The organism is Paenibacillus sp. FSL E2-0178 (assembly GCF_038593005.1).
Taxonomy (GTDB): Bacteria; Bacillota; Bacilli; order Paenibacillales; family Paenibacillaceae; genus Paenibacillus_AQ; species Paenibacillus_AQ phytohabitans.
This window is the reverse complement of sequence record NZ_CP151953.1, coordinates 5,933,542-5,956,877: the sequence shown is the minus strand read 5'-3', so window position 1 is coordinate 5,956,877 and position 23,336 is coordinate 5,933,542. Positions and strand designations below refer to the sequence as shown.

16 protein-coding genes are annotated in these 23,336 nt (G+C 54.0%); 1 reads left to right on the top strand and 15 read right to left on the bottom strand.

What is annotated here, in order from left to right; translation table 11 throughout:
* Positions 1-6: 6 nt before the first annotated feature.
* Positions 7-2,184, top strand: a complete 2,178-nt coding sequence (locus MHI42_RS26025) for a glycosyltransferase (protein WP_342421078.1) — start codon at positions 7-9, stop codon at positions 2,182-2,184.
* 1,422 nt (positions 2,185-3,606) lie between these two features.
* On the opposite strand, the gene MHI42_RS26020 is transcribed toward MHI42_RS26025, so the two are convergent.
* From MHI42_RS26020 to MHI42_RS25950, 15 genes are all read right to left on the bottom strand, one after another.
* Positions 3,607-4,341: a glycosyltransferase gene (locus tag MHI42_RS26020; RefSeq protein WP_342421077.1), complete on the bottom strand. Its 735-nt coding sequence runs from the start codon at positions 4,339-4,341 to the stop codon at positions 3,607-3,609.
* Positions 4,322-5,671: a hypothetical protein gene (locus MHI42_RS26015; RefSeq protein WP_342421076.1), complete on the bottom strand. Its 1,350-nt coding sequence runs from the start codon at positions 5,669-5,671 to the stop codon at positions 4,322-4,324. Before MHI42_RS26015 ends, MHI42_RS26020 begins: the two co-directional genes overlap by 20 nt.
* Positions 5,668-7,164, bottom strand: a complete 1,497-nt coding sequence (locus MHI42_RS26010; protein WP_342421075.1) for a hypothetical protein — start codon at positions 7,162-7,164, stop codon at positions 5,668-5,670. The genes MHI42_RS26015 and MHI42_RS26010 overlap by 4 nt, the downstream gene beginning before the upstream one ends.
* Positions 7,165-7,343: 179 nt before the next feature.
* Positions 7,344-8,234, bottom strand: a complete 891-nt coding sequence (locus MHI42_RS26005; protein WP_342421074.1) for a glycoside hydrolase family 43 protein — start codon at positions 8,232-8,234, stop codon at positions 7,344-7,346.
* 33 nt (positions 8,235-8,267) lie between these two features.
* Positions 8,268-10,109, bottom strand: coding sequence for a beta-L-arabinofuranosidase domain-containing protein (locus MHI42_RS26000; protein WP_342421072.1), 1,842 nt, complete (start codon positions 10,107-10,109; stop codon positions 8,268-8,270).
* Positions 10,110-10,127: 18 nt separating this feature from the next.
* The gene (locus MHI42_RS25995) at positions 10,128-10,958 is read right to left on the bottom strand and encodes a carbohydrate ABC transporter permease (protein WP_039307165.1); all 831 of its coding nucleotides are present in this window, start codon (positions 10,956-10,958) and stop codon (positions 10,128-10,130) included.
* The gene (locus tag MHI42_RS25990) at positions 10,955-11,842 is read right to left on the bottom strand and encodes a sugar ABC transporter permease (RefSeq protein WP_039307163.1); all 888 of its coding nucleotides are present in this window, start codon (positions 11,840-11,842) and stop codon (positions 10,955-10,957) included. Before MHI42_RS25990 ends, MHI42_RS25995 begins: the two co-directional genes overlap by 4 nt.
* Before the next feature lie 182 nt (positions 11,843-12,024).
* On the bottom strand, positions 12,025-13,428 hold the full coding sequence (locus tag MHI42_RS25985; RefSeq protein ID WP_342421070.1) for a sugar ABC transporter substrate-binding protein: 1,404 nt from the start codon (positions 13,426-13,428) through the stop codon (positions 12,025-12,027).
* A gap of 128 nt (positions 13,429-13,556) precedes the next feature.
* Complete coding sequence (locus tag MHI42_RS25980; protein WP_342421069.1) at positions 13,557-15,323, bottom strand: sensor histidine kinase; 1,767 nt, start codon at positions 15,321-15,323, stop codon at positions 13,557-13,559.
* The gene (locus MHI42_RS25975; protein WP_342421068.1) at positions 15,320-16,915 is read right to left on the bottom strand and encodes a response regulator; all 1,596 of its coding nucleotides are present in this window, start codon (positions 16,913-16,915) and stop codon (positions 15,320-15,322) included. Before MHI42_RS25975 ends, MHI42_RS25980 begins: the two co-directional genes overlap by 4 nt.
* Positions 16,916-17,567: 652 nt before the next feature.
* Positions 17,568-18,380: a sporulation protein YunB gene (gene yunB / locus MHI42_RS25970; RefSeq protein ID WP_342424807.1), complete on the bottom strand. Its 813-nt coding sequence runs from the start codon at positions 18,378-18,380 to the stop codon at positions 17,568-17,570.
* An 856-nt stretch (positions 18,381-19,236) separates the two neighbouring features.
* The gene (locus tag MHI42_RS25965) at positions 19,237-19,848 is read right to left on the bottom strand and encodes a VTT domain-containing protein (protein ID WP_042139861.1); all 612 of its coding nucleotides are present in this window, start codon (positions 19,846-19,848) and stop codon (positions 19,237-19,239) included.
* Between the two features lie 361 nt (positions 19,849-20,209).
* Positions 20,210-21,094, bottom strand: coding sequence for a glycine betaine ABC transporter substrate-binding protein (locus tag MHI42_RS25960; protein ID WP_246354565.1), 885 nt, complete (start codon positions 21,092-21,094; stop codon positions 20,210-20,212).
* A 17-nt stretch (positions 21,095-21,111) separates the two neighbouring features.
* Positions 21,112-21,948, bottom strand: coding sequence for a proline/glycine betaine ABC transporter permease (locus tag MHI42_RS25955; protein WP_039305343.1), 837 nt, complete (start codon positions 21,946-21,948; stop codon positions 21,112-21,114).
* Positions 21,945-23,144 carry a glycine betaine/L-proline ABC transporter ATP-binding protein gene (locus MHI42_RS25950; protein ID WP_042139862.1) on the bottom strand — a complete coding sequence of 400 codons (1,200 nt, stop codon included), beginning with the start codon at positions 23,142-23,144 and terminating at the stop codon, positions 21,945-21,947. Before MHI42_RS25950 ends, MHI42_RS25955 begins: the two co-directional genes overlap by 4 nt.
* Between the last annotated feature and the right edge of the window lie 192 nt (positions 23,145-23,336).

The window sequence follows — 23,336 nt, the reverse complement described above, 5'->3', positions numbered from 1 at the left end:
CTGACTATGCATAATCCAGGGCTATCGCTCTGCATGATTATTAAGAACGAGGCGCAGCATCTGGAGAAATGTCTGAGATCCGTGCAGGGATTGGTCTCCGAGATCATCATTGCCGATACCGGCTCGACGGATGGCAGCATGGAGATCGCCCGCAGGTCCGGTGCCCGGGTCATTGAGGTGCCCTGGGAGCATGATTTCTCCAAGGCCAGGAACCGGGCACTGCGGCTGGCCTCCTATACCTGGATTCTAGTGCTGGATGCGGATGAAGCAATCGCAGGCTGGAAGCCGGAAGAGGTGGAGCGGCTGCTGGAGACGCAGAGTGCTGACGGTTATTTTCTGCCTTTTATCCACTATGTGGGTGAGTTCTCCGAAGGAGATTATGTTACGGACAATGTGTGCCGGCTGTTCCGCAATGATGAACGCATCCTGTTTCGCGGCAGCATTCATGAGGAGGTGGCCTCCAGTATCTGGAGCCTGCCGGGAGGACATATCGCATACGCAGCTCTGCCGGTGCATCACTATGGGTATCTGGATGGTGAGCTGCAGCGCAAGCATAAAACCAGCCGCAATCTGGAGCTGATCCACTCCGCTCTGCATCTTGAACCCCGCAGCATCCATCTGCGGTACGCACTGGGTACGGAGTATTACCAGCAGGGAAACTACAATGCTGCGGCGGAGGTTCTCCTCCCGCTGCTGGAAGAAGTTCCGGCTGACTCCGGATATACCGCTGACCTTTACCTCAAAACAGCCTACGCTTTGGAGGCCGGAGGACGTCCGGAAGAGGCTCAGGCTGTCTACGAGGCCGGGAGCATTCTGTATGCAGATTTCACGGATCTGCTGGAGAGCTATGCCGGGCTACTGATGGAACAAGGGGAGTTATGGCGGGCTTACGATCTGCTTCAGCGGGCGCTGGACAGCGGTAATACCGCGCATAAATATCCCTCCTCCTCCGGCAGCGGCACAAGCCGCACCCGCTTATTCACCGGGCAGGTCTGCGAGCAGCTGTTTCTATATCAGGAGGCGCTGGACCATTACAGGCAGGTCCTGGTCTACACCCCTGACGATTCCGCCGCCTGGGCACAGCTGGCACCGCTGTGCCTGCTGTCCGGACAAGAGGAGCAGCTGACGGCCATCACCCGTCAGCTGCTCCCTGCCTTGCCCCAGAGAGTGCTGAGCAGGCTGGTGCCTGCCGCACTCAATGCCCGCGCCGCCGGGTGGCTGGCGGCGCTCAGCGCAGCACCGCATCTGCCGGAAGCCATCCGGCAGGTTCTGCAGGTGCTGCTGGATACGCTGTTCCGGGACCCGGAACAGCCTTGTACCGCATCCGTCCGGCTGGAACGGATGCTGCTGGATGAGCCGGATCAGCCATGGATATCCGGCTATCTGTGGGCCTTGTCCTGCCGCAGCGGCGGGCCCGCTGCAGCAGGACAATGGCTGGAGCGCCTGGCCCGGCACAGGCCAGGCATTGCTGCTGTGCACCGCTGGCTCGCGCAGCAGACCGCCGGTGCATCAGCTCATCCGGCAGAGCGGGAGCCGGATGCGCATACGGAATGTGCGGCCGATGAGCCTGCTGAAGCTGCGGGAACTGACAGATGGCGGGAAAGAGGTCCCCGGCATGCTGAATCCAGCAATTCCGCCGTCCCGCAGCGCACCGCTGACGAACACGCAGACAGTTCTGCTCCGCCTTCCGGCAGCTCAACCCATCCTGAGCTCAGCCCCGTTACACCGTTAAGCTTTCCGGATATTTCTTACGCCGCACAACTGCTGGTCCAGACAGGCGCTTGGTATACTCTGCTGCTGTTATTCAGTCCAATGGCAGCTTCACGTTTCTATTGGAGCCGCTTGCCCCAGCCTCTGCTCTACGGACTGCTGCACGCTCCTGCTCCGGTTAAGGAGCAGTGGTTCACTATGTATACCGGGCAAGCTCATTTTTACAGCTCGCCCTGCGATGCTGCCGAGTGGCTGCTATACGCAGCGATGGCTAATTCTTGCGGGCTGCTTCCCCGGCTTGACCCCGCTGACGAACAGGCGCTGCGACAATCCGGCGGACCTGCGGCAGCCATTGGCCTCAGCTACCACAACTTGCTGCTCGCAGCCAAGGTTCACCCGCAAGGAATACCTGTCGTTTCCGGCAGCATCCCCTGGCTGCTGCTTGTAAAGTCCGCCCTCCAGGCAGCACCGTGACACGGACCTTAGCTGCCAGGAACCGCTTCTCAGTATCTCTCACAACATTAATAGAACTTAAAATTTATAGAAACTGCTAAAAGGTCTCGTAACACTCTATGGGCCTCAGCGACAGTCAGCAACACTCAGCACACTCAACAATACTCAGCATCACTCAGTAATACTCAACAACTCTCAGCACACTCAGCAACACTCAGTAATACTCAGCAACACTCAGCATCACTCAGCATCACTCCGCATCACTCCGCATCACTCCGCATCACTCCGCATCACTCAGCATCACTCAGCATCACTCAGTATCACTCAGTATCACTCAGCATCACTCAGCACACTCAGTAACACCTCAGCATCACTCAACCCTACTCTATACTGGCTGTCATCAGCTGATTGCATGACGCACGATAGATAGAAATGCAGATAGCCAGCCGCTTCAATCCATTCTGCTTGCACATACAGCAGAATGGAGTCATTTCATCATTTGAGGACAAGCCCAGTAATATTACTCATTTCCCATCCCGCCCACTCCTAGCGCAATCAAAGGTATTCGTATCGCCTATTCCCCACATCGACCACTTCCAGCGCTATCAAAGGTATTTCCGCCTCCCACCCTCCGCCCGCTGCTCCCAAAGTAACATCAAGAAGTTTGTGTAAAAGCATAGAACAAGCTCCCCGGTTTGTTTAGGCTTAGAGTTAAATTAGCGGTTAGATATACGATTAGATATAACAGTTAGATAAACTGAATTTAGACAACAACCCCGAAAGTTAACGTTCAAACACTGCGGGATAGCAGAATACGTAAATATTTATCACTTTTATTCGTTTCCGGCAACATGGAGACTTCTCAGTATGCACCGCAGACCTAAATGTTGTACGTTATGCAACTTCTACCTATAGATAACTGGGTGTTTGGGAGAATTGTTGTAAGAAATACAACAATCCTCCTGCTAAATCGCTTGAAAAAGGAAAAATCCTGCATTTTATACAACATTTTCGGATTTGAGCCGATATCCTGAGAAAAATGTTGTATTATGTGCAGGATTTTATAAAAATTACGCTTTCCACCGCAGAAAGCGGGCGGATGAACCGGGGAATTCCTGCGGCAACTGCAACCGTCAGGAGGTCCAGATAATCGCAGGGTGTAGAATTAGTTTTATAAGCTGCAACCTTAAGTCCAGCCAATAGAGATTTACAGTTAAGTGTTCAGTTAGTTGTTTAGTTAGTCGTTCAGCTAGTCGTTCAGTCAGATGTTCAGTCAGATGTTCAGTCAGATGTTCAGTCAGTCGTTCAGTTAGTCGTTCAGTTAGTCGTTCAGTTAGTCGTTCAGCTAATCGTTCAGTCAGTTGTTCAGTCAGTTGTTCAGCTAGTCGTTCAGTTAGTTGTTCAGTTAGACACCCAGTTCCTTCCCGGCCTCTGCCCCCCCCCCTATTCCCTCCACTCCACCAGCCGGGGATGCTCATCCAGAATGGAGCGGTACTGTTCAAGGCTTCCCCATTTTCCTTCGGGGTCAAGCTCCATGTAGCGGTCGTATTTGCGGCGCAGCTCTTCGGGTTCCAGTGCCCAGCCGTAGTGCTTCACCCGCAGCTCGGCCAGGAAGCCCGGCAGGACCGCATAGGACAACGCCAGCCGGGGGACATGGTGATCCATCCGCGGGGTGTAATAATAGAAGCCGGGCAGATAGCGGACCAGTGTGCGCGTGTGCTTCGTGTGGATATTCCAGTGCTCATCTTCCCGGTAATGGGTCGTGCCGCCCCAGAAATCAAACAGCCTGAACCCTACCCAGTCGTAAGCGTCCTGATCGATCAAACGCCGCATTTCCTGCTTGGCCCGGTCTTCATAGAATTCATCCGCATCTACGGACAGCAGCCAATCCGGGCCGGTAGATACCGCCAGATCCCAGAGTGTTTTGCGCAGCTCCCATTCACGGCCGAAGATAGAGTGCTCCAGTGTCACCAGCTTGCTAACCTTGGCAAAAGAGTTGCACAGCCGTACCGTACCATCCGTGCTGCCGTCGTCCACTATTACGATATCGTCGACAAATTCGCTCAGCTCTTCCAGCACCTGCTCCAGATAACGGCCGGTTTCATTACGCACCTGCATCATCGCCGTCAGGCGGTTGCCGGATGCCTTGCGCAGCGGTTCATGCATGCTCTTCGCCATCCATTACCCTCCCTCTCAAGCCTTGTACGGCTTCTTCCATATCGGCCATTTCCGCAAACAGCTGTCTGGCTCCCTGGTCCGCTCCCGCCGAACGAAGGAAGCTTCGAATAGCTTCATGCCGCCGGCCATACAGCAAATGCAGTGTCCCTTCAATCACCGGAAGCTGCACTGCATCCTCAAACGCCGGAGCGGTGCCCCCCGCAAGCCCCGGAATCTCAGGAGCCCCTGCTATTCCTGCAAATCCTGCAAATCCGCCCAGCCCAGTATTCTCCGCAGCAGCCGTCCCGTCCGCCTCCATTTCCTCATAGAGCTGCAGCGCCTTCTCCCACTGAAAGGTTCCGATATAATTCAGCAGCAGCCGCTGCCGGGCTTCCGGCCCGGATAACCGGCTCAGAATCTCATTTGCCGCCGCACCATCCTCATTTACCGTGAAAATCTCTGCCCGGAGCAGCTCATGCTCCGCCTCGCCGCCACTCAGCCACTGCCTCATCTGCGCTGCCTTCGCCCTTTCCCCGGCCGTAAACGCCGTGATTTCGTATTGCCGGACGGCATGCTCCAGATTGCCTTTCTTCGCTTCAATCGCCGAGAAGAAACGGTAATGCGAATGCAGACAATCCGTATAATCATGCAGTAGCATCAGCTCGAAGGATTGGGCCAGATACAGCGAAGCGGCTTCATCTCCCCGCAAATATAAATAAGAAGCGGCTAAATAGTGCACCGAAGGCTGGAGGGGCATCTTGGCGCACATGGATATATAGAATGCGGTGCGGTGCCGGCGCTGGATGTCCAGCCAGCCGGCCTCCTCACCCGAAACCACGGGAGGCTGCCATAATTCCGTAAGCGTCCTGTTCCAGATCGCTTCGTAATCGGACAGGAAGAACAATTGCTCTTCCCGGCGGAGCAGTCCGTAGGATAAGGGCTGGTCTCCGCTGAGATACACAATTCCCTTCCGGCGCAGATTCTGCTCCAGATATATCCTTTCTGACGTGGTTCCCGCCAGATCGGCCTTCGCCGCGAGCAGCGCACTGTATTTGTCCCAGAGAACACTATCCTCCCCTTCCGGACAAAGTTCCAGCAGGGCTACAGTATAAGCAGGCTGCAGCGCCAGCACATCCGGGAGCCAATAAGGCGAAGAGACAAGCAGCGTATATTCTTTGGCATTCAGACTGTACAATTCGGCCAGCGTCACGGACCTGATCCCGCTGCTCCGCTGCCGGGCAGGCGTCATTCGTCCGGCAAAACAGACCTCCCCACGGTCCGGGAGCAGCTCCAGCATTCTTTTATACTCATAATCTTCCCAGGAAACACGGCTAAGCACGATATAGTTCATAAGTGTCCCTCCCCCTCCCCGCCGGGGGCTGACGGATGAAGCTTATCCCGGCCGCCTGCCGGCTCACCAGCATAGCCCACCGACAGATCCGGATCAGGAATAAGCGCCAGACTGCGGAAGAAGCCCTCCCGCTTCATAATCCTTCCGGGCGTGATTCCGCTTCTGTGTGCGATGCGTTCCAGTGGAAGATGCTGCGTTGTCCCGCCTGCCCCAGGCCGCTGCCCGGGGTCTTCTGCTGCATAGTCCGCACTGACTACGATATCCGCCCGGCTATGCTGCAGGACTTCCACCAGCTTCTCGATGTAACGGCTGTCATATGCCGCAGAGGCGGATAAGTAGACAATGACTTCGCTGCCATAGAGAGCCGAGATATTCTCCAGCGCGTGCAGCCAGGGCTTCTCGCCATGCACAGTAATCACAGCGTCACGCTCATGCACCGGAAATTCGGGAAAAGACTGGCTCCAGCTGTCCCGGACCCACACCCAGCGGATATTGCTGTAGCTCTGGCCTTCCTGCAGCGTCTGCTGCCACTCACGCGAATCCGCTGCCGTCCAGTTTTCTTCGAAATAGACAACAGTAGTCACAAGGGGCGTCTCCGCCGTATGCCGGCCCAGCGGAATTACCGGCTGCGGCAGACAAGCGGACAGATCACCGGGAATCTGGAGCAGACCCGCATCAGCAGGACTGTCCTGCAGATTCCATTTCCGGCGGTATGCCCGCTCCCCCGCTGCTGATGACGCATTGCCTGCGTTAATCACAGCGCCTTCCTCCAGCGGGTGAAGAACATGCACATACACCGGATCACTGAGTGCAAGACTTGCCCCCTGCATCCGGGCCCGCAGACACCAGTCGGCAATGATCAGCCTGCGCTCCGCTAGTGATGAATCGAAGCCTCCTACCCTCAGCAGCAGCTCTCTTGCTATAAGCAGACAGGACCCGCCCAGTACCTCCGCATACCTCCACTCCCCTTGCCTTTTGTCCAGGATGTGGGCTGCATAAGCTGACAGTTCAGAGTATCCGGCAAAATGCAGCTGTTCCTGCCCCTCTCCTCGTTCACTGGAGGAACGGGGAGCCACCACGCCCACCGCTGGATCATCAATAGGCGGCCACAGCAAATTGCCAAGCCAGCCGGGGGACACCATCACACGGTCCTCCAGCAGAACGGCAAAAGAGGTCTCAGCATAAGCCAAGGCCTCATTCACCCTATAATTCCCGGCGGCAAAGGGGAGAAATACCAGATTCGGCTCCCCCGAGAACTGCTCTGACAACCATTGCAGCGGAAATTCAGCAGTCATCGGAACGGCAATCAGCCGCACAGAAGAACCGGAGTGCCGGAGCAGCAGCCGCAGGCACTCTGCCGACCACTGTGCATGCCGCAGCTCCACCACAAGCGTAACGCCTCCCTGCACCGGCAGCGGAAGCAGCCCCTCCCGTTCCAGATAGCTGTATCTTCCCGCCAGACGTTCCGTGCTGACAGCTTTAACAGTATTCATGGTTTCAATTGTATGGATTGCATCCATCGCTTCATAGGACATCCAGACTCACACTCCAATGGTCATAACTGTGCTGTCTATAATGTATGAGCGGGATGGGGCAGGTATCCCTGTTTATGCCGTATTCGGCAGATAGTATCCGCCAAGCGGATACCCACGTCAAACTGCGGCGGTCGCTTTTACCACCCGCCTGTCATTACTATCGGCCTGATTCCGCCGGCATCGAATTCCATTCGGTCAATACATAACATACGGTTGCCCGGCTCCGGGTCTCCGATGATTCTCCGGTGATAGACGATCAGCCATTCATCACGGTCAGGAAGATGTAAATATCCGTGATGGCCGGGGCCTTCCGCTAGAGGCTCCTGCCTCTCCAGTATGGTCCCTTTGTTATCGAATGGCCCCAGCGGATTATCGCTTACACCGTAGGCCACCCGGTAGGTCCCGTTGGTCCACCCTCCCTGCGACCACATCAGATAATACAGACCGTCCTTCCTGATCATGCACGGTCCTTCCACATAACCCGGCGGCGTAACAGAACAGATCATTTGTCCGTCCGGGAAAGGGACAAAACCCGTCATTTGCTCATTCATCCGGGCCACGTTGCAATGCCCCCAGCCTCCGTAATACAGATAGATTGCACCGTCATCGTCCTTGAACAGATGAGCGTCAATGGGCTGAGCGCCGTGAATAAACTTGCTGATCAGCGGCCGGTGGAGGTACCCCCTGTAGGGGCCTTCGGGAGCATCTGCAACGGCAATCTCCAGCCCTCCTGCTTCACCATCCTTCTGGATATCGTTCGAGGCAAAGACAAGATAATGCCGGCCGTTATGCTCTATCTGGGTCGGAGCCCATACCGCTCTCCAGATCCAGGGGAAATCATCCATTTCAATAATGCTCTCATGGACCTTCCAATCGATCAGGTCTTCGGAGCTGAAGGCATCCAGATTCATCTGCCGCGTATATTCCGTAAAGGATCTGGTGGCATAAATATAATGCCTGCCGTGATAGGTCCTGGCTTCGGGGTCTGCATACCAGCCCGGCACGATCGGGTTCGTAATTCCTCGCAAGCGAACCTCCCTCCTTTCTCCGCAACCTGCAAATTAACAGCTGTATAATCCGTTCTCTTCCTGTTCCCGGATCCAGACCTGCATGAAGCCGGACGCTCTGTTGTCCCAGGCGTAATAGGGAATGAACCGGAGCGGCCTGCCCTCTTCATCCCGGCTCTGCAGCACCGTCACCCCGCCCAGCAGCTCCGGCAGATGTTCCACCCGGAACTGCGCCCCGGCCGGAATGGAGCAGGCATCATAGGACAATCCGGGATGATCCGTCTGCTCCAGACAGTACACCACGGGTCCCCGCTGAACGGCAACCCTACCTCTGTCCGCCTCCACCTCCGGCTTGGCCCGCACAAGATTCACGGGCATATCCAGTTCAAGCACAACCGTATCTCCCGGCGACCAATGCCGGTTAAGCACCAGATACCCTTGATCCGTCAAGGCTCCGGCCCCGCTGATGCTGACGCCGCCAGCCTCCAGCCGGTACCCCCTGCACCATTCCGGCACACGCAGCCGGATGCTGAAGCCGGCACTTGCTGCTGGGTTCACCTCAAGCTCGATCCGGCCATCCCAGGGATACAACGTGCTTTGCTTCAGCCTGACGCCCAGTCCGCTGCCCAGCACAAGCTCTGCCTCGCTGTTCATGTATTGATTGACCACCAGGCCTTCTTCTGCAGACGCATAGACGTATTGGCCCAGGGAAGGCAGGAAGCGGGCCAGATTGGTCGGACAGCAGGAGGTTTCGAACCAGGGCACACGATGATGCCCGCCCTGTGAAGCAAGCGGATTGACATAGAAGTACTTATCCCCGGACAGAGATATTCCGGATAAGGCGCCGTTGTACATTTCACGCTCTACCACATCGGCGTATTTGCCGTCTCCGAACGTCAGGTTCATCCGGTGATTCCAGAACACCATGGCAATGGCGGCGCAGGTCTCGCAATAGGCTGTTTCATTGGGCAGGTCATAATCGAAGGTGAAGCCTTCATTATGCCTGGACGGCCCAATGCCGCCCGTTACATACATGTTGCGCTGCACCGTGTGGTTCCAGACCCGGTGCAGCGCCTCCGCATAAGCGGAATCCCCTGAAGCATGGACAATATCCGCCATTGCCGTGTACATATACATGGCACGAACAGCATGCCCGGTCACCTGCTTAATCTCGCTGACGGGAACATCATCCTGGCAATAGGCCGGCCCCCATTCCGGATTGTCCCAGATCGCGCCCGCGCCATGTCCATGGCCGCGCTCCTCCAGCAGCCACAGCGCAAGCTTCCAGTAGCGCTCGGCCCTGGTCACGCGGTACAGCTTCACCAGCGCCAGCTCAATCTCCTGATGCCCTTCCACCCAGTGCCGCTTGCCGGGGCCAAACACCTCATCATAATGATCGGCCAGACGGCAGGCCACCTCCAGCAGCCCGCGCTTACCGGTCGCTTCATAATAGGCAACCGCCGCCTCAATCAAATGGCCGCCGTTATACATCTCGTGCTTCTCCATATCCGTCCATTTGCCCTGCGGATTCTCCAGTGTGAAGTAAGCACTAAGGTATCCATCCGCTTCCTGCGCTGCCGATATCAGCCCGATAATCCGGTCGGCTTCAGCTTCCAGCGCCTCATCCCGCCTGGGCATCAGCGCATAGGCTATGCCTTCAAGCACCTTGTAGACATCCGAGTCATTATAATATTTGCCTTCGTAATGCCCCTCCATTAGGCCCCCGGCCTTGGCGAAGTTATCGATGCGCCCGGTATCCTCACATTTGGATAAGCAGTCCGGCAGAGTGGTCTGCCGGAGCACCTCCAGGCGCGGCCGCCAGAAATGATCATTAATGGTTATACTCGTAAAAGACACACCCTGCCAGGCATACAGCTTCGCTTGTTGCTCTGCCATTTCCGTTCCCCGCCTCCTTTATCCTTTTAATCCGGTTAAGGTAATGCCCTCCAGAAAGTAACGCTGCCCGGCCAGAAACACAATGACGCAGGGCAGAACGACGGTGGCCGAGGCCGCCATCAGCAGATCCCACTGCGCGGTGTAGGTACCCTGGAACATTTGCAGGCCCAGGGCAAGGGTGAAGAGACTGTCGCTTTTCAGGTAAATCAGCGGGCCCATGAAATCGTTCCAGGAGGCCAGAAAGCTGAATAAGGCAACCACGATGATCGCGGAACGGCTTAACGGAAAGATGAGCCGGGTATAGATCTGCCAGTAATTCGCCCCGTCTACAAAGGCCGCTTCATCAAAGTCTCGCGGAATCGTCAGATAGAATTGCCGGAGCAGGAAGATATTGAAGATTCCGCCGCCGAAATAAGCGGGTACAATCAGCGGATACAGCGTATCGTATAGACCCATCAGCTGCCAGCCGAGAAAGCTCGGGATAATTGTGACCGCCGCCGGCAGCATCATGCTGGTCATCAGGATGGCAAACACCGTATCCCTGCCCTTCCACTGAATCCGTGAGAATCCGAAGGCCCCGATGCTGCTGGTAATTACGGTCCCTACAAGCACCGTAACCACGATGATCAGCGTGTTCTTGAAGAAAACATCGAACGGCAGCACCGTAAGCGCCTTATGAAAATTGCTCCACTGAAACGGCTTCGGTATCCATTCGGGAGGCATGGTGAAAATCTGTGACAAATTCATCAGCGAGCTGCGGATCAGCCAGACAAACGGAATGACGAACATGGCAGAGATCAGGATAAGCGCTCCGTAGCTTGCGGTAAGTGATAGCTTCGATGGCCTCAAGCACGGTCCCCCCCTTCGTAATACACCCATGACTTCGAGGTTCTGAAGACGATAAAGGTAAAGAACAGAATAATGATGAACAAGATCCAGGCCAGCGCAGACGCATATCCCATTTCAGCATCCCGGAAGCCCGTTCTCCACAAATAAAATACATAGAAAAGACTCCGGTTGTTCGGTCCCCCCTGCGTCAGAATATAAGCTTCGTTGAAGACCTGGAAGGAGCCGATTATGGTCATGATTGTATTGAAAAAAATCGTGGGGGTGACCATCGGAACTGTCACGTGGCTCAGCTTGCGGAACCAGCCGCCTCCATCCACCTCAATCGCTTCGTAATACTGCCGGGGAATACCGGAAAGTCCGGCGAGAAAAATAATCACCGTGCTGCCGATGCCCCATAGCGTGGTAAGAACCACTGACGGGATGACACTGCTCTCCCCGTACAGCCAGTCGCTGGTCGGCAGATGCAGCCGGCTGAGCAGCGAATTGATGAGGCCCAGATCGGGATTGAGCAGCCACATCCAGATCATGGCCGAGGCCACCGCCGGAACAATGCTCGGAAGATAGATAATCGTACGGAAGATGGCTCTTCCCTTTACATTGAGATTGAGCAGAAGCGCGATGCCGAAGGAAATAAGAATAACTGCAGGCACACGCAGCACGACGAAATAAAAGGTGATTCCCAGCGATTTATAGAACAGCTCATCCTCACCTGAGAACAGCCGCACGAAATTATCCAGACCGACAAAAGACGTCTGATCCTTGAACACATTATAGTTGGTCAGACTGAGCACCAGGCTTGCGATCATGGGACCCAGCGTAAAAATGGCAAACCCAAGTATTGCGGGGGCGGTGAACAGCAGCCCATAGAACATTCCCTTTCGCATACCGGCCTCCAGTCTCGAATTTCGCAAGTAGAAACGGCTTTGCCGTCCTTTAGACGGACGGTACCGTTTCAGCGTGAAATAGAAGGATAATTTAAAGCGTAAGCATATAAATTCTTATATTTGCAAAAAGAACGGCGAACGAGGCATCGGACGCCGCTCCTTACTACTAGTTTCGCAGTTGGTTATTCCTTGATATCACGGCGTCCCTTAATTTGGGCCTGGGCCTTTACGGCGATTGAGTCCATCGCTTCCTGGGCAGTTTGCTGGCCGAGCCATACCTTATCCAGGGCAGGATTAACCAGATCCATAATATTGTTGAAATTCTTCACATAGCCGGTCGGCGTCTGATGCCCTTTGGTCAAGATTACATCGACGATGGCTTCTTTATAGCCGGAGGGTCTGGCATCCAGATTCTCCGTCCATTTGGCGAGCAGCGCCGGATCGGTGTACCAGTCCTTGGGAGAAGGCATCCAGGTTCCGGCTGTAAGCATATCAATGGAGGCTTCAGGATCGAGCAGCGCCTTCAGCAGCTCCCAGGTCTCCTGTGGATGCTTGGTGGATTTGAAGATCGAGAACATGCCGCAGACCACGGTGGTTACCGGCTCTTTCATTACAGGCATGACCCCGACGTTAAAGTTGAACTTCGACTGGGCGAGGCCTGCGCTTGCCCATTGCCCGTCCACCGTCATCGCTACCTTCTTGGTCTGGAGAGCTACATTCGTTGCCGGAATATTCTTCGACTGCACGGGTGAAGGGGATACGTGGTGCACATTCATCAGATCGGCTATTTTCTGGAGGGCTTCAACAGCTTCCGGCTGGTTAAGCGCGAAGGTCTTGCCATCCGCCGAGATGAAATCCCCGCCATTTGAATAGATAAAGTTGCTGTATACCCCCCACCAGGTGGAGAGATTTGCGCCATATTGCTTAATTTTTTTGGGATCGAAGTCCGGGTCGGCTGCTGTTTTGCCATTGGTGTCCACAGTCAGCTTCTTGGCGACCTCGACGAATTCATCCCAGGTCCAGGCATCCGCCACATTCGACGGGGGAGGCTCAATGCCGGCTTCCTTGAAGATATCCTCATTGTAGAACAGTCCGAAGGATTCCGGCCCCGGTCCGATTCCAATTACATTGCCCGGCTCCAGTGAATAGGTAATATTGGGAACCAGCGTATCCGGACTGATGTCGGCATCCGTATCGAGAAATTCCTGGAGATTATAGAATTTGCCCTGCTCCGCCATCGGAAAGGCAATCGTACCCGATTCCATCATGGCGATATCCGGAACATCATTTCCGGCAACCATGGTCGTCAGCTTGGTATCATAATCAGCGGCAATATGCTGAAGCTCAACCTTGACATTTGGATGCTTGGCCTCGAAGTTCTGGATGGCTTTTTTGTAAGGAGCCACTTCTTCCGGTGATCCCCATACAGTCATCCGCAGCGTAATGTTCTCCTTCGATCCGGCATTCCCGGAAGGCGTGGAAGTCTCAGGGCTTGCTGTACCCGACTTCGAGCACGCAGACAGCACAGCGGCTAGCATCAGAATCAGAGCCAATGTAATGAAGACCGGTTTTCTTGGTAGCAACATATTCCGAGCCCCTCTCGATTTCTAAGTTCAACGGGTTCATAGCTGCAGTCTATGATGCCTTTATTATAAATTACAGGATAGCGCTTACATAACCCTAATCTCTTTGGATTGGTGGACTGTGATTGGGTTTACAGCGGGAGTGTAATGGCCACCTTGGTGCCTTTTCCCGGAGAAGAGAAGATGGAGATTCCGTACTCGCCGCCATAGGTCATCTGAATGCGGTCAATGGTATTCTTAATGCCCACGGAAGATGCTTTCTGGTGCAAAATCGCATTTACAGTCGCCTGGCTCATGCCACGGCCGTTGTCGGCCACCTCGTAATGCCGGACTCTGCCGTTAATCCAGCCGCGGATTCCGATGATGCCGCCCGATTCGGTCTGATCGAAGCCATGCAGAATCGCATTTTCCACAAAAGGCTGGAACAGCAGCCGTGGCACATCGTATTCGAAGAGCCGCGGGTCCATATCATACTCTACCGTGAACTTGTCCTCGAACCGGATCGACATAATATAGAAATAGTTATTCATCCAGTTCATTTCTTCGGACAAAGGCACGGCGCCCCATGTCTTCCTCGAAGTATAATGCAGCATATTGGACAGGCAGACAAGCATTTTGCTGAGCTCCTGCTGATCATTCTCAATCGCCGTCCAGTTCATCACATTCAGGGTATTGTACAGGAAATGCGGATGCATCTGCATGTTCAGCGCCTGAATCTCGGCTTCCTTTTCCTTCAGCTTGGTCTCGTAATTCTCTGTCACGAGCAGATGAATCCGGTCATTCATCCGGTTAAAGCGCTGCGTCAGAATGCCGAATTCATCGTTGCTTACCACATCCACGCGGGTCTGGAAATCCCCTTCGCCCACTGATCTCATCGCGCTTAACAGCCGCTTGATCGGTTTGGTAATTTTGCCGGCAATGAAAAAAGCGAGGATAAGCGCCACTATCCCCATCACAACAGCCATGACAGTAATGGAAGCGCGGATCACCGGCACAAAGCTGCTCACCAGCCCTGCTTCCGGAATCCACACGACAGACATCCAGCCGGTAACCTCCGAGCGGTCAAAGCAGACGATCACTGCCTCGCCGTCCAGCGTCATTCTCCGCGCACCGCTTTTCTCCTGCTGCAGCTCGTCCAGCCACGCCTCCTTATAGGTCTGCGCAATAGCCCCCGGCTCACTGCTGGCGACCACCTTATCATGCGGATCGAGCACCATATAGCGAGAGCTTCCCGGTATGCTGTCCTCATACAAGGATTTAAGCACCTCGGATTTGAAGCTAATGGCAAGTACAGGGCGTTCCACCCCGGCATCCATTTTCTCCAGCTTCGTATTGCTTAGATAGGTGAAATCAAGCACGCGTGTGGCCGAGAACAAATAACGGAACTCCAGATTCCCGTCCTCCAGATAAGGCTGGTTGAACATAGATACGAAATCATAGGTAGGAATCCATACCAGCTTCCCCCCTGCCTGCCGGGCCAGATCGTATATATCCGATTGAACCGGGTCTCCTTGCGGCAGCGTTTGTCCGAAGGTAAAGTAGGAGGTCCATAGCTGGTAGGCATAGATATCCTGGTTCTGGGAAAAGGTTTTGCCGAGCACTGCCGTCACCTGCCGGTCCGCTGCAAACAGCTCCACTTGGTTCGCGGGGTCCAGCTGGCTGAAAATTCGGAACAGATCCTTATCGAGAAATAAGGACATGCTGTTCTGATCCACGATCCGCAGCTTCGTGTCCATGACTTCGTTATTTTTTTTGACAATCTCATACACATTCTTCTGCGCCTGCTCCGTGATAATCTTCAGGCTGGTCCGATAGAACAATGCCCCCAGTACGAGCAGGGGAACCGCGATCAGCAAGATGTAGCTTGCCAGCAGCCGGTAACGGAAGGTTATCTTCATGCCTCCCGTTTCCTTTGCGAAAGTGCGTGCTTATAAGCTTTTGGCGACATGCCATGATATTTCTTGAATACACGGCAAAAATATTTCGTATCCTGAAATCCGCATTCCAGGGAAATTTCGTATACTCTGAACTGCTCCGCTGCAAGCAGCTCTTTGGCCCGCTTCATACGGACCGCCGTCACATGCTCGGAGAAGGTCTTTCCCGTCCTGCTCTTGATCAGCGTACTGAAATAGGAGGGGTTAAAATGGAAATGCTCGGCTGCCCGTTCCAGTGTAAGGTTCTCTTTCGTATGCCCCTGTATCCAGCCCAGGCATTCCGCGATGACCACCTCACTCTTATCCTGTCTGGATAAGGCCAGGGCTAGATGCGCTTCCCGGAGCGCATGGTTAAGTTTGGTCATTAATTCCTGGTAGGAGCTGCATGAACGGATCAGCATCGTGGCCGTATCGGTCAGTATCTGCCCCGTCTTTTTGTCCAGAATATCCTGATGGTCACTCCGGATCTGCAGCAGCATCAGCGAAGCCTGCTCCTTCAGCAGCATGGGACTGGCCTGTCCGGCATCCGCGAGCTGATAGACGGTCTCAGCGCAGACCTCCTGAACAAGGGCGGCATCGTCCATTTTCAAAGCATCATACAGCCTGCCCCAGTCAGGAGCTCCAGCTCCGGGGGTTGAAATAAGCTCATCCGCAAAAAGCAATCCCTGCCGGAAATCGTAGAAATTGTAGCTGTTGGCCGTCCTGGCTGCAAGATACGACCGCGGCGCTTCGGCAAGCAGGGAATGGCATTGCGGCCCAATCCCGTGGACAAGCTGTCCCGCATGCACCCACTCAGCCGCCAAAGACTGGGCGATGTAGCGGGCCTCCTCCCGCTTGCCTTGGGTAAGCGCTTCCAGCGTAATCAAGGTCACGGCCGCCTGAACGCCGTCCTCCATCATCCCGCTCAAGGGAACGGTTATGGCCTCTCCCCACCGACTCCAGGCCTGCTCCAGAGAGCGGACGAAGGAGCCGCTGTCCTGCTGTTCCCCGCTGTCCCGGCGGTGCTTCAGCTCCGAATATACAGCCACACCGCTCTCCCGCAGCCACTCATAACGGTTCAGCTCCTCCAGCTCCTCCAGGGCCGCACTGCCGTTGAGCCAGGACAGTATCAACCGGCTCAGGTAGGCGGAAGAAGCCAGCTTCAGGCGGTGCTGCAGCTCTTCCTCTTCGCGGTACTGCTGCTGTTCCGCTGTCAGCTGAAGGTCGATCCGGCTTAAGACCTCCGTAATTTTTTCAATCTCCACAGGCTTCAGCAGGTAATCAAAAGCGCCGTGACGAACCGCCTTCTGCGCATACTCGAACAGATTGTAAGCGGATACCATTACAACCCTGGTTTTAATGCCTTCTACCTTAAGCCGTTCCAGAAATTCAAGACCATCCATGCCAGGCATGCGGATATCCGTCAATATAGCTTCCGGGCTGTGGGCTTTCACCAATTCCATGGCCGACAAGCCATCCTTCGCCGCCACCACCTGGTCCTCCGGCCGCAGCCGCCCAATCAGATTGACCATCCCTCTGAGATGTCTGGGCTCATCATCCACGATCAATATTCTCACTATGCTCAGCCCCCCGAATTGGTTTGAATTACATATCAGCCGCATCTTTGCCCTAATTATAAAAGCCGTTCCGGCTTATTCATAGTGCATTAATATTGGATTGGTGGACTATTATTAGGAGCGTGCGCGGAGTTCGGGAGGGAAGCTGTTTCTATGCCGCGTCAAGAGAGGCTACGTTCCTGATACGTAAACAGCAATGTAGTATGATCGTTCACGTTTCTACGCCGCGTCAAGAGAGGCTAACGTTCCTGTCACGCAAACAGCAACGTGGTACGATGTTTTCACGTTTCTATGCCGCGTTAAGAGAGGCTAACGTTCCTGTCCGAGCAAATACAGAAGAGCCGCCCATTTCATTGGCGGCTCTTGCTTGCAAATTATAGTCTTTTTCATTATCGCTTAAACGCCCGCAGGCCCGCATTATCGCTGTCCCTGACCCTTCAAGGTAAGCAGTTGGATTTTCTCCACTTAATCATTCCGGTTTGCTTGCCTTACAGAAATTAGTTGGATTTATGACACTTAATCCTGTCTATATCCCCGCCGTCAGCGAATCCGGCTGAAATTAAGTGCCGTTTTTCCAACTAAGTCACCGGGATCAGCGATTCTGCCAACAGCAGATGGAGTTTTTCCACTTATATGTTCTACCAATCTCCCATTACTCTCCACCGCCCGCATTGGCCCCGGCATTTCCGGCGTTTGTGCTTGGCGCAGAGTTGCCGCTCCCGGCCGGTGTGTTATTCTCTCCGCTGTTCGTATTCCCGGCTCCCCCGCTTCCCTCAACAGCTGTACCGTCCGCACCGGTGCCGCTCTTCTCTGTGTTCAGCGAAGGCGCCGGAATCGCGATTCCAGGTGCGCTGCTGCCATTCTCGCCGACAGGCTGGCCCTGATTGTCGTAATAGTACATCGGGACATCGCCGACAACCATCAGGTAGGAGACAGGAATTTCTGTATCCACGATCTGCGGCTCCATATCAAACGGAATGACAACCGCTACCTCGGTAACAATATGAATAAAGACTTCAACGAGAATCATGTTGATGCCGGCATTTTGCTGCCGCGTGTTCAGTTCCACCTTTACCGCGCCCTGCGGTTCGATTTTGATCGGAATATCCGGCCCAAATGAGGCAATCAGCGGACTGCCCAGCGCCTGGCCCAGCGGAATATGCTCCGTCTGGTTATGCAGCTCCTGCAGCGTGGACTGGATGACTTCGGCCGCCTGTGAAGTAATCCGCATATGCTCCTTATAGTTGAGCATGAACCCGGATATTTTGCCGTTCTTATCCGTCTTCCAGTCAATCAGCGCTTCCGCGTTCCCGCCGTCCGCAACCTGGGAAGTAATCGCCTTGTTAATGGATTCCGTAGCGATTTGCTTCACCCGGATCTGCGCCAGATGGAGGATCGGCGGCTTCAAATGCTGCTCCACATAACGCAGCCCCTGAAGCACAGCCAGAATCAGCAGCAGGCTCAGGATGATCCAGAATCTGCCCCGGCGGCGCGGCTTCCGTCCTTTCCCTGCGCCAGCCTCCTGCTTCTTCCGCTCCCTGCCGCGGAACAGGCTGAATCCCCCGTTCCGGCTGGCTTTACGCCAGACACGATAACCCGGAGCTCCTGCTCCTGCACCGGGCGAAGCCGTCTCATAACCCGCTTCCTTCCTGTCCGGCCGGAGTCCCGACCTCGAAGGCTTCGCCACGAATACCCCGCCCCGGCTTGATGCCCCCGCCCCGGACCTTGACGGCTTCGCCGCGAATCTTGCTCCCGAACCCGGCGGCCGGAAGACAGCCTTCGACGGTTTAGCCTTGAACGACGGGCTGCGCCCGGCCGGTCTCGGCAACCCGCTCCAGCTGAACCTCGGCAGACGCAGACGCCCGAAGATTGATACGCCTGCCCGCCGGTTCCCCCATTTTCTGATTCTGCCCATGCCTTGCAGTCCCTCCCGACATTCCTGCGGTCAAGCCGCCCATGTACTATAAGGCTATTCGGGACGAACGCAAAATAACCCCACAATGTGGGAAAGCAGTGAAGACACTTATCCTTTTTAACCGAAAATGAGCAGTTCCCGGTGTAACACCGAAGAACTGCTCTACGCTTCTACTTCCTTCTATCCTTTATATAGATTGAACTGGAATTTGAGTTGGAGAAGGGAGTGACGGAAGGGAATTTTGGAACTGTAGGAGCGGAAGCGTCCGCCTTTGTCTACGGATTTCTACCGCTAAAGGCGGTACAAATCAAGAAATCTGTAGACAACAGCGGCCGGAAGTCCAAATATTCACCGCAGTTACGAATACTTCTTTACTTAAAATCTTAAGTTTAATCTATATTGCCTCCTACCCCATCCGCTTACGCTTATCCTCCTGCAGATGCCCCCAGTGACGGCGGACAAAAATAGCGATCAGAATCACCATAAACACCGCATACCACGTAAGGAATCCGTTCCACTCCTCCCGGGGGACAATCAGCGAGGAGCTGATCGTTCCAAACAGCCAGATGTAAGACAGATTCCCAAGCACCGTCCCCCAGATAAAAGCAGCAGGCTTAATCGGAGAAACGGCCGACATCAGATTGATAATATTGCTCGGCACAATCGGAATCGTACGCAGCAGCACCAGGGTCCAGATGCCGTAGCGGTCCAGATACATCTGCCATTTGTCATAGCGCTTCAGCTTATATCCCCATTTCCGGTCAAACCACTCCGAAAGATAGCGCCGGAACAGGAAGTAGACGAGCACCGCACCAATATTACAGGCCAGCCAGCTGACAATCATCCCGCCAATAACATTAAATACAGAGACGTGAAGCACAATCAGGATCGCTAGTGGGAAAAATCCGAATAAACTTTGCAGTACCGCCAGCGGAACGGTAGCGAATAGAATGGAAGGGCCGCTCAATCCAAGACTCTGCAGCAGCCAGTCGATCCAGGCATTAATGGTCTCGGTCACGGAGTTCTCCCCTTTCCTGACTCCTTGCAGCAGCTGTCTCCTGATTTCATACTGAACATAAGGGAATCGCTCATTAACGTTTGTTTCGTGAATCTCAAGTGGAAACGGCGTTGCCGTCCTTTAATAAGGACGGTACCGTTTCAGCGAGAAAGATAAGGAACATTTATTACGCGAAGCATATACATTCTTATCTTTTCAAGAAAAACACCCCTCTCGGGGTGTTTGTTGAATGAGTTTGCTTATGATATGTACATCTAAAGAACAGTCGTTAGCGTACAAGTTACAGAATTGTAGCCTATGTTCTTTCAATCATAGCACACATCGATCTTCTCTGCCAAATAGCTGATTCGCTGAACAATCTCTACAAATTCACTCCGGTAATCCACTCATTCACCTTGGCTTCATTGTTATCGACCCAATCTTTGGCTGCTTCCTCCGGCGATTGTCCGCCTTGGATCTTGACCATAACCTGAGCCATATCGTCTGCGGTCCATTTGAATTGGCTTAGGAACAGATATACATCGGGCATATCATCCTTCAGACCTTTTCGTACCATAGTATGGATCTGTTCAGCACCGCCGTATACATTCTTGGGATCATCCAGATATTTCAGATCCATATTCGCGAACATCCAGTGCGGAGTCCAGCCGGTAACTACGATCGGTTCATTGTTGTCAAAAGCTTTCTGCAGCTCCTGTGCCATCGCCGCCGAAGAGCTCTCAAGCAGCGTATAATCGCTTAATCCGTACGCTTCAATTGCCGCTTCAGTAGCCGTCATAATTCCGGCACCCGGTTCAATTCCGATAATCATGTTATCCAGCGAAGCCGCAACCTCCGCATTGTTCAGATCCTCAATGGAATTGATATCCATATAAGCAGGAACGGCAAGTCCAGTCTTCGTTCCATCCAGATTCACACCGGCATCTACGATATCATTACCGTATTTCTCCAGATAAGAAGCATGGGTGCCCGGCAGCCAAGCGGCTACCATCGCATCCGCACTTCCATCGGCAATCCCTGCCCACATTGGACCGGCATCGACCTGGAGCATTTCTACCGTAACGCCAAGCTTCGATTCCAGTACTTCCTTAACCACGTTCGTGCTGGCAATTTCCGAATCCCAGGCCACATAAGCCAGCTTCACCGAAGAATTATCCTTGGACGAGCATCCGGAAATAACAACAACCATCATCAATAGCATAATCAAGCCAAGCTGGCTCAGTTTCATCGATTTAAATTTACTCATATGAATTAAACACTCCTCTATCCTTGTTGTTTGGGCTTGAACAGCTTCTGGGTCAGACGGTCCAGCAATATCGCAATAATAACAATGGCAATTCCCGCTTCGAAGCCTGCCCCCGTCTTGGCCTGTGATACCGCACGGTACACATAGGCTCCGACACCCTGGGCGCCGATCATGGACGAGATTACGACCATCGACAGTGACAGCATAATGGTCTGGTTAATACCGGCCATAATAGTCGGCAGGGCAATCGGCAGCTGCAGCTTGAACAGCTTCTGTCCTGCTGTCGATCCGAAGGCATCCGCAGCCTCCACCAGCTCCGGCGATACCTGCCGGATACCCAGGTTCGTTAGACGGATGGTTGGCGGGATAGCAAATATAATAGAAGCAATCACCCCGGGCACTACACCCAGAGAGAAGAACGATACCGCAGGCAGCAGATATACGAACGCCGGCATCGTCTGCATAAAGTCAAGTATAGGCGTAGCAATATTCTGGAAGGTCTTGCTCTGCGCACAGAGCACGCCCAGCGGAACCCCGATAATTACAGCCAGTAAGGAAGCCGTCAGCACAAGGGCCAGCGACTGCATTGAGGGGTCCCATAATCCGAGATTATCAATTAGCAGCAGCCCGATCACTGCGAACAATGCCATCCGCCATTTGCCGATCCAATAAGCCAAAGCGGCGATAAGTATGGTCAGCACAATCGCGGGCAGGAATGTTAGCGCCGCATCAATGCCGCTTACCATTCCGCCGATCACAGCATGAATGAGATCGAAGAAGGGGCCGAAATAAGTCGTCAGCCAGTCTTCGAGCCATTCTACGCCCTTTCCGAGCGGTATTTTGGGTAAATTCATGAACCAAGTCCTCCTTCCGGAACCGCATTACCGGCAAGTGCGGACAGCACGGCTCCCTTGATGACAATGCCCTTCAGCTTGTCACCCTCGTCTACTACGGCAACCGGCAGATGCGTCTCCGACATCATCTCGAACAGGTCATTCAGCAGGGTATCCGGCCGTACACGGGGAATCTCCCGCTGCATGACTTCCAGAATGCTCCGGTTCTCTTTCAGTGCCTGTGCCGCATTCTCCGCTGTAATTACACCTTGGAGCTTCATTTCATTATCCGCCACATACAGGCTGGATACTCCGCTGTCCCGCATAAGCTGCAGGGCTACCCGGGGTCCGCGTTCCGGACGGATCATCTCCGGCTGGCGCATGACATGAGCGGCGGTCAGCACCTTGGACAAGTCGACGTCCTCAACGAATCGTTCTACATATTTATTCGCAGGCTGAATGAGGATCTCTTCCGGCGAACCGATCTGGACAATGACGCCGTCCTTCATCAGTGCAATCCGGTCACCAATCCGCAGCGCCTCATCGAGATCATGCGTGATGAATACAATGGTCTTCTTCACCCGGGCCTGCAGCTCCAGCAGCTCCTGCTGCATATCCTTGCGGATCAGCGGATCAAGCGCACTGAAGGCCTCATCCATCAGCAGGATATCCGGATCATTGGCCAGCCCTCTGGCCAGACCGACACGCTGCTGCATGCCGCCGCTCAGCTGATCCGGGCGGTGATGCTCCCAGCCCTTAAGGCCGACCAGCTCGAGTGCCTCCATGGCAAGACGGGTTCGCTTGCTTTTCTCCACACCTTGCACTTCCAGTCCGTATTCAGCATTGGCCAGCACACTGCGGTGCGGGAACAACGCGAACTTTTGAAAGACCATGCCGATATTCTTGCGCCGGAACTCTCTTAGCTGCTCCGGATTCATCTGGACAACATCCTTGCCCTTGAACAATACTTGGCCCCCAGTGGGCTCAATCAGCCGGTTCAATAACCGGACGAGCGTGGACTTACCGCTGCCCGACAATCCCATAATGACAAATATTTCTCCTTCTTCAATGCTGAATTCGGCTTTATTCACGCCAACCGTCAGCTTGGCTTCCCGGGCAATCTTCTCTTTGGACCAGCCTTGTTCTAATAATGGAAGTGCCCGTACCGCATCATGACCGAATACTTTGGTAAGCTGTTTCACCTCTATAATTGCCATGGTGACCTCCTTCTCTCCCCTTAATATTTCAGGTTAGTTCTCCTGACCTAGTGTAACGGACTTGTGAAAAGAGACGCAAAGCGCATATTCGCTTAAAATTTAGTGTACAGTTTTAACTTTACGAACTTTACGTATAGAATACTCTGTTTAACGCCATATTCCGTTCTAGATGAATTCTTTACTTATAGCAGC

Coding starts and splice junctions, on each gene's coding strand:
- MHI42_RS26015 (WP_342421076.1), bottom strand. CDS start 5,671: ATGAACTATATCGTGCTTAGCCGTGTTTCCTGGGAAGATTATGAGTAT.
- MHI42_RS26020 (WP_342421077.1), bottom strand. CDS start 4,341: ATGGCGAAGAGCATGCATGAACCGCTGCGCAAGGCATCCGGCAACCGC.
- MHI42_RS25990 (WP_039307163.1), bottom strand. CDS start 11,842: ATGCGAAAGGGAATGTTCTATGGGCTGCTGTTCACCGCCCCCGCAATA.
- MHI42_RS25950 (WP_042139862.1), bottom strand. CDS start 23,144: ATGGCAATTATAGAGGTGAAACAGCTTACCAAAGTATTCGGTCATGAT.
- MHI42_RS25955 (WP_039305343.1), bottom strand. CDS start 21,948: ATGAATTTACCCAAAATACCGCTCGGAAAGGGCGTAGAATGGCTCGAA.
- MHI42_RS26025 (WP_342421078.1), top strand. CDS start 7: ATGCATAATCCAGGGCTATCGCTCTGCATGATTATTAAGAACGAGGCG.
- MHI42_RS25985 (WP_342421070.1), bottom strand. CDS start 13,428: ATGTTGCTACCAAGAAAACCGGTCTTCATTACATTGGCTCTGATTCTG.
- MHI42_RS26010 (WP_342421075.1), bottom strand. CDS start 7,164: ATGAATACTGTTAAAGCTGTCAGCACGGAACGTCTGGCGGGAAGATAC.
- MHI42_RS25960 (WP_246354565.1), bottom strand. CDS start 21,094: ATGAGTAAATTTAAATCGATGAAACTGAGCCAGCTTGGCTTGATTATG.
- MHI42_RS25980 (WP_342421069.1), bottom strand. CDS start 15,323: ATGAAGATAACCTTCCGTTACCGGCTGCTGGCAAGCTACATCTTGCTG.
- MHI42_RS26000 (WP_342421072.1), bottom strand. CDS start 10,109: ATGGCAGAGCAACAAGCGAAGCTGTATGCCTGGCAGGGTGTGTCTTTT.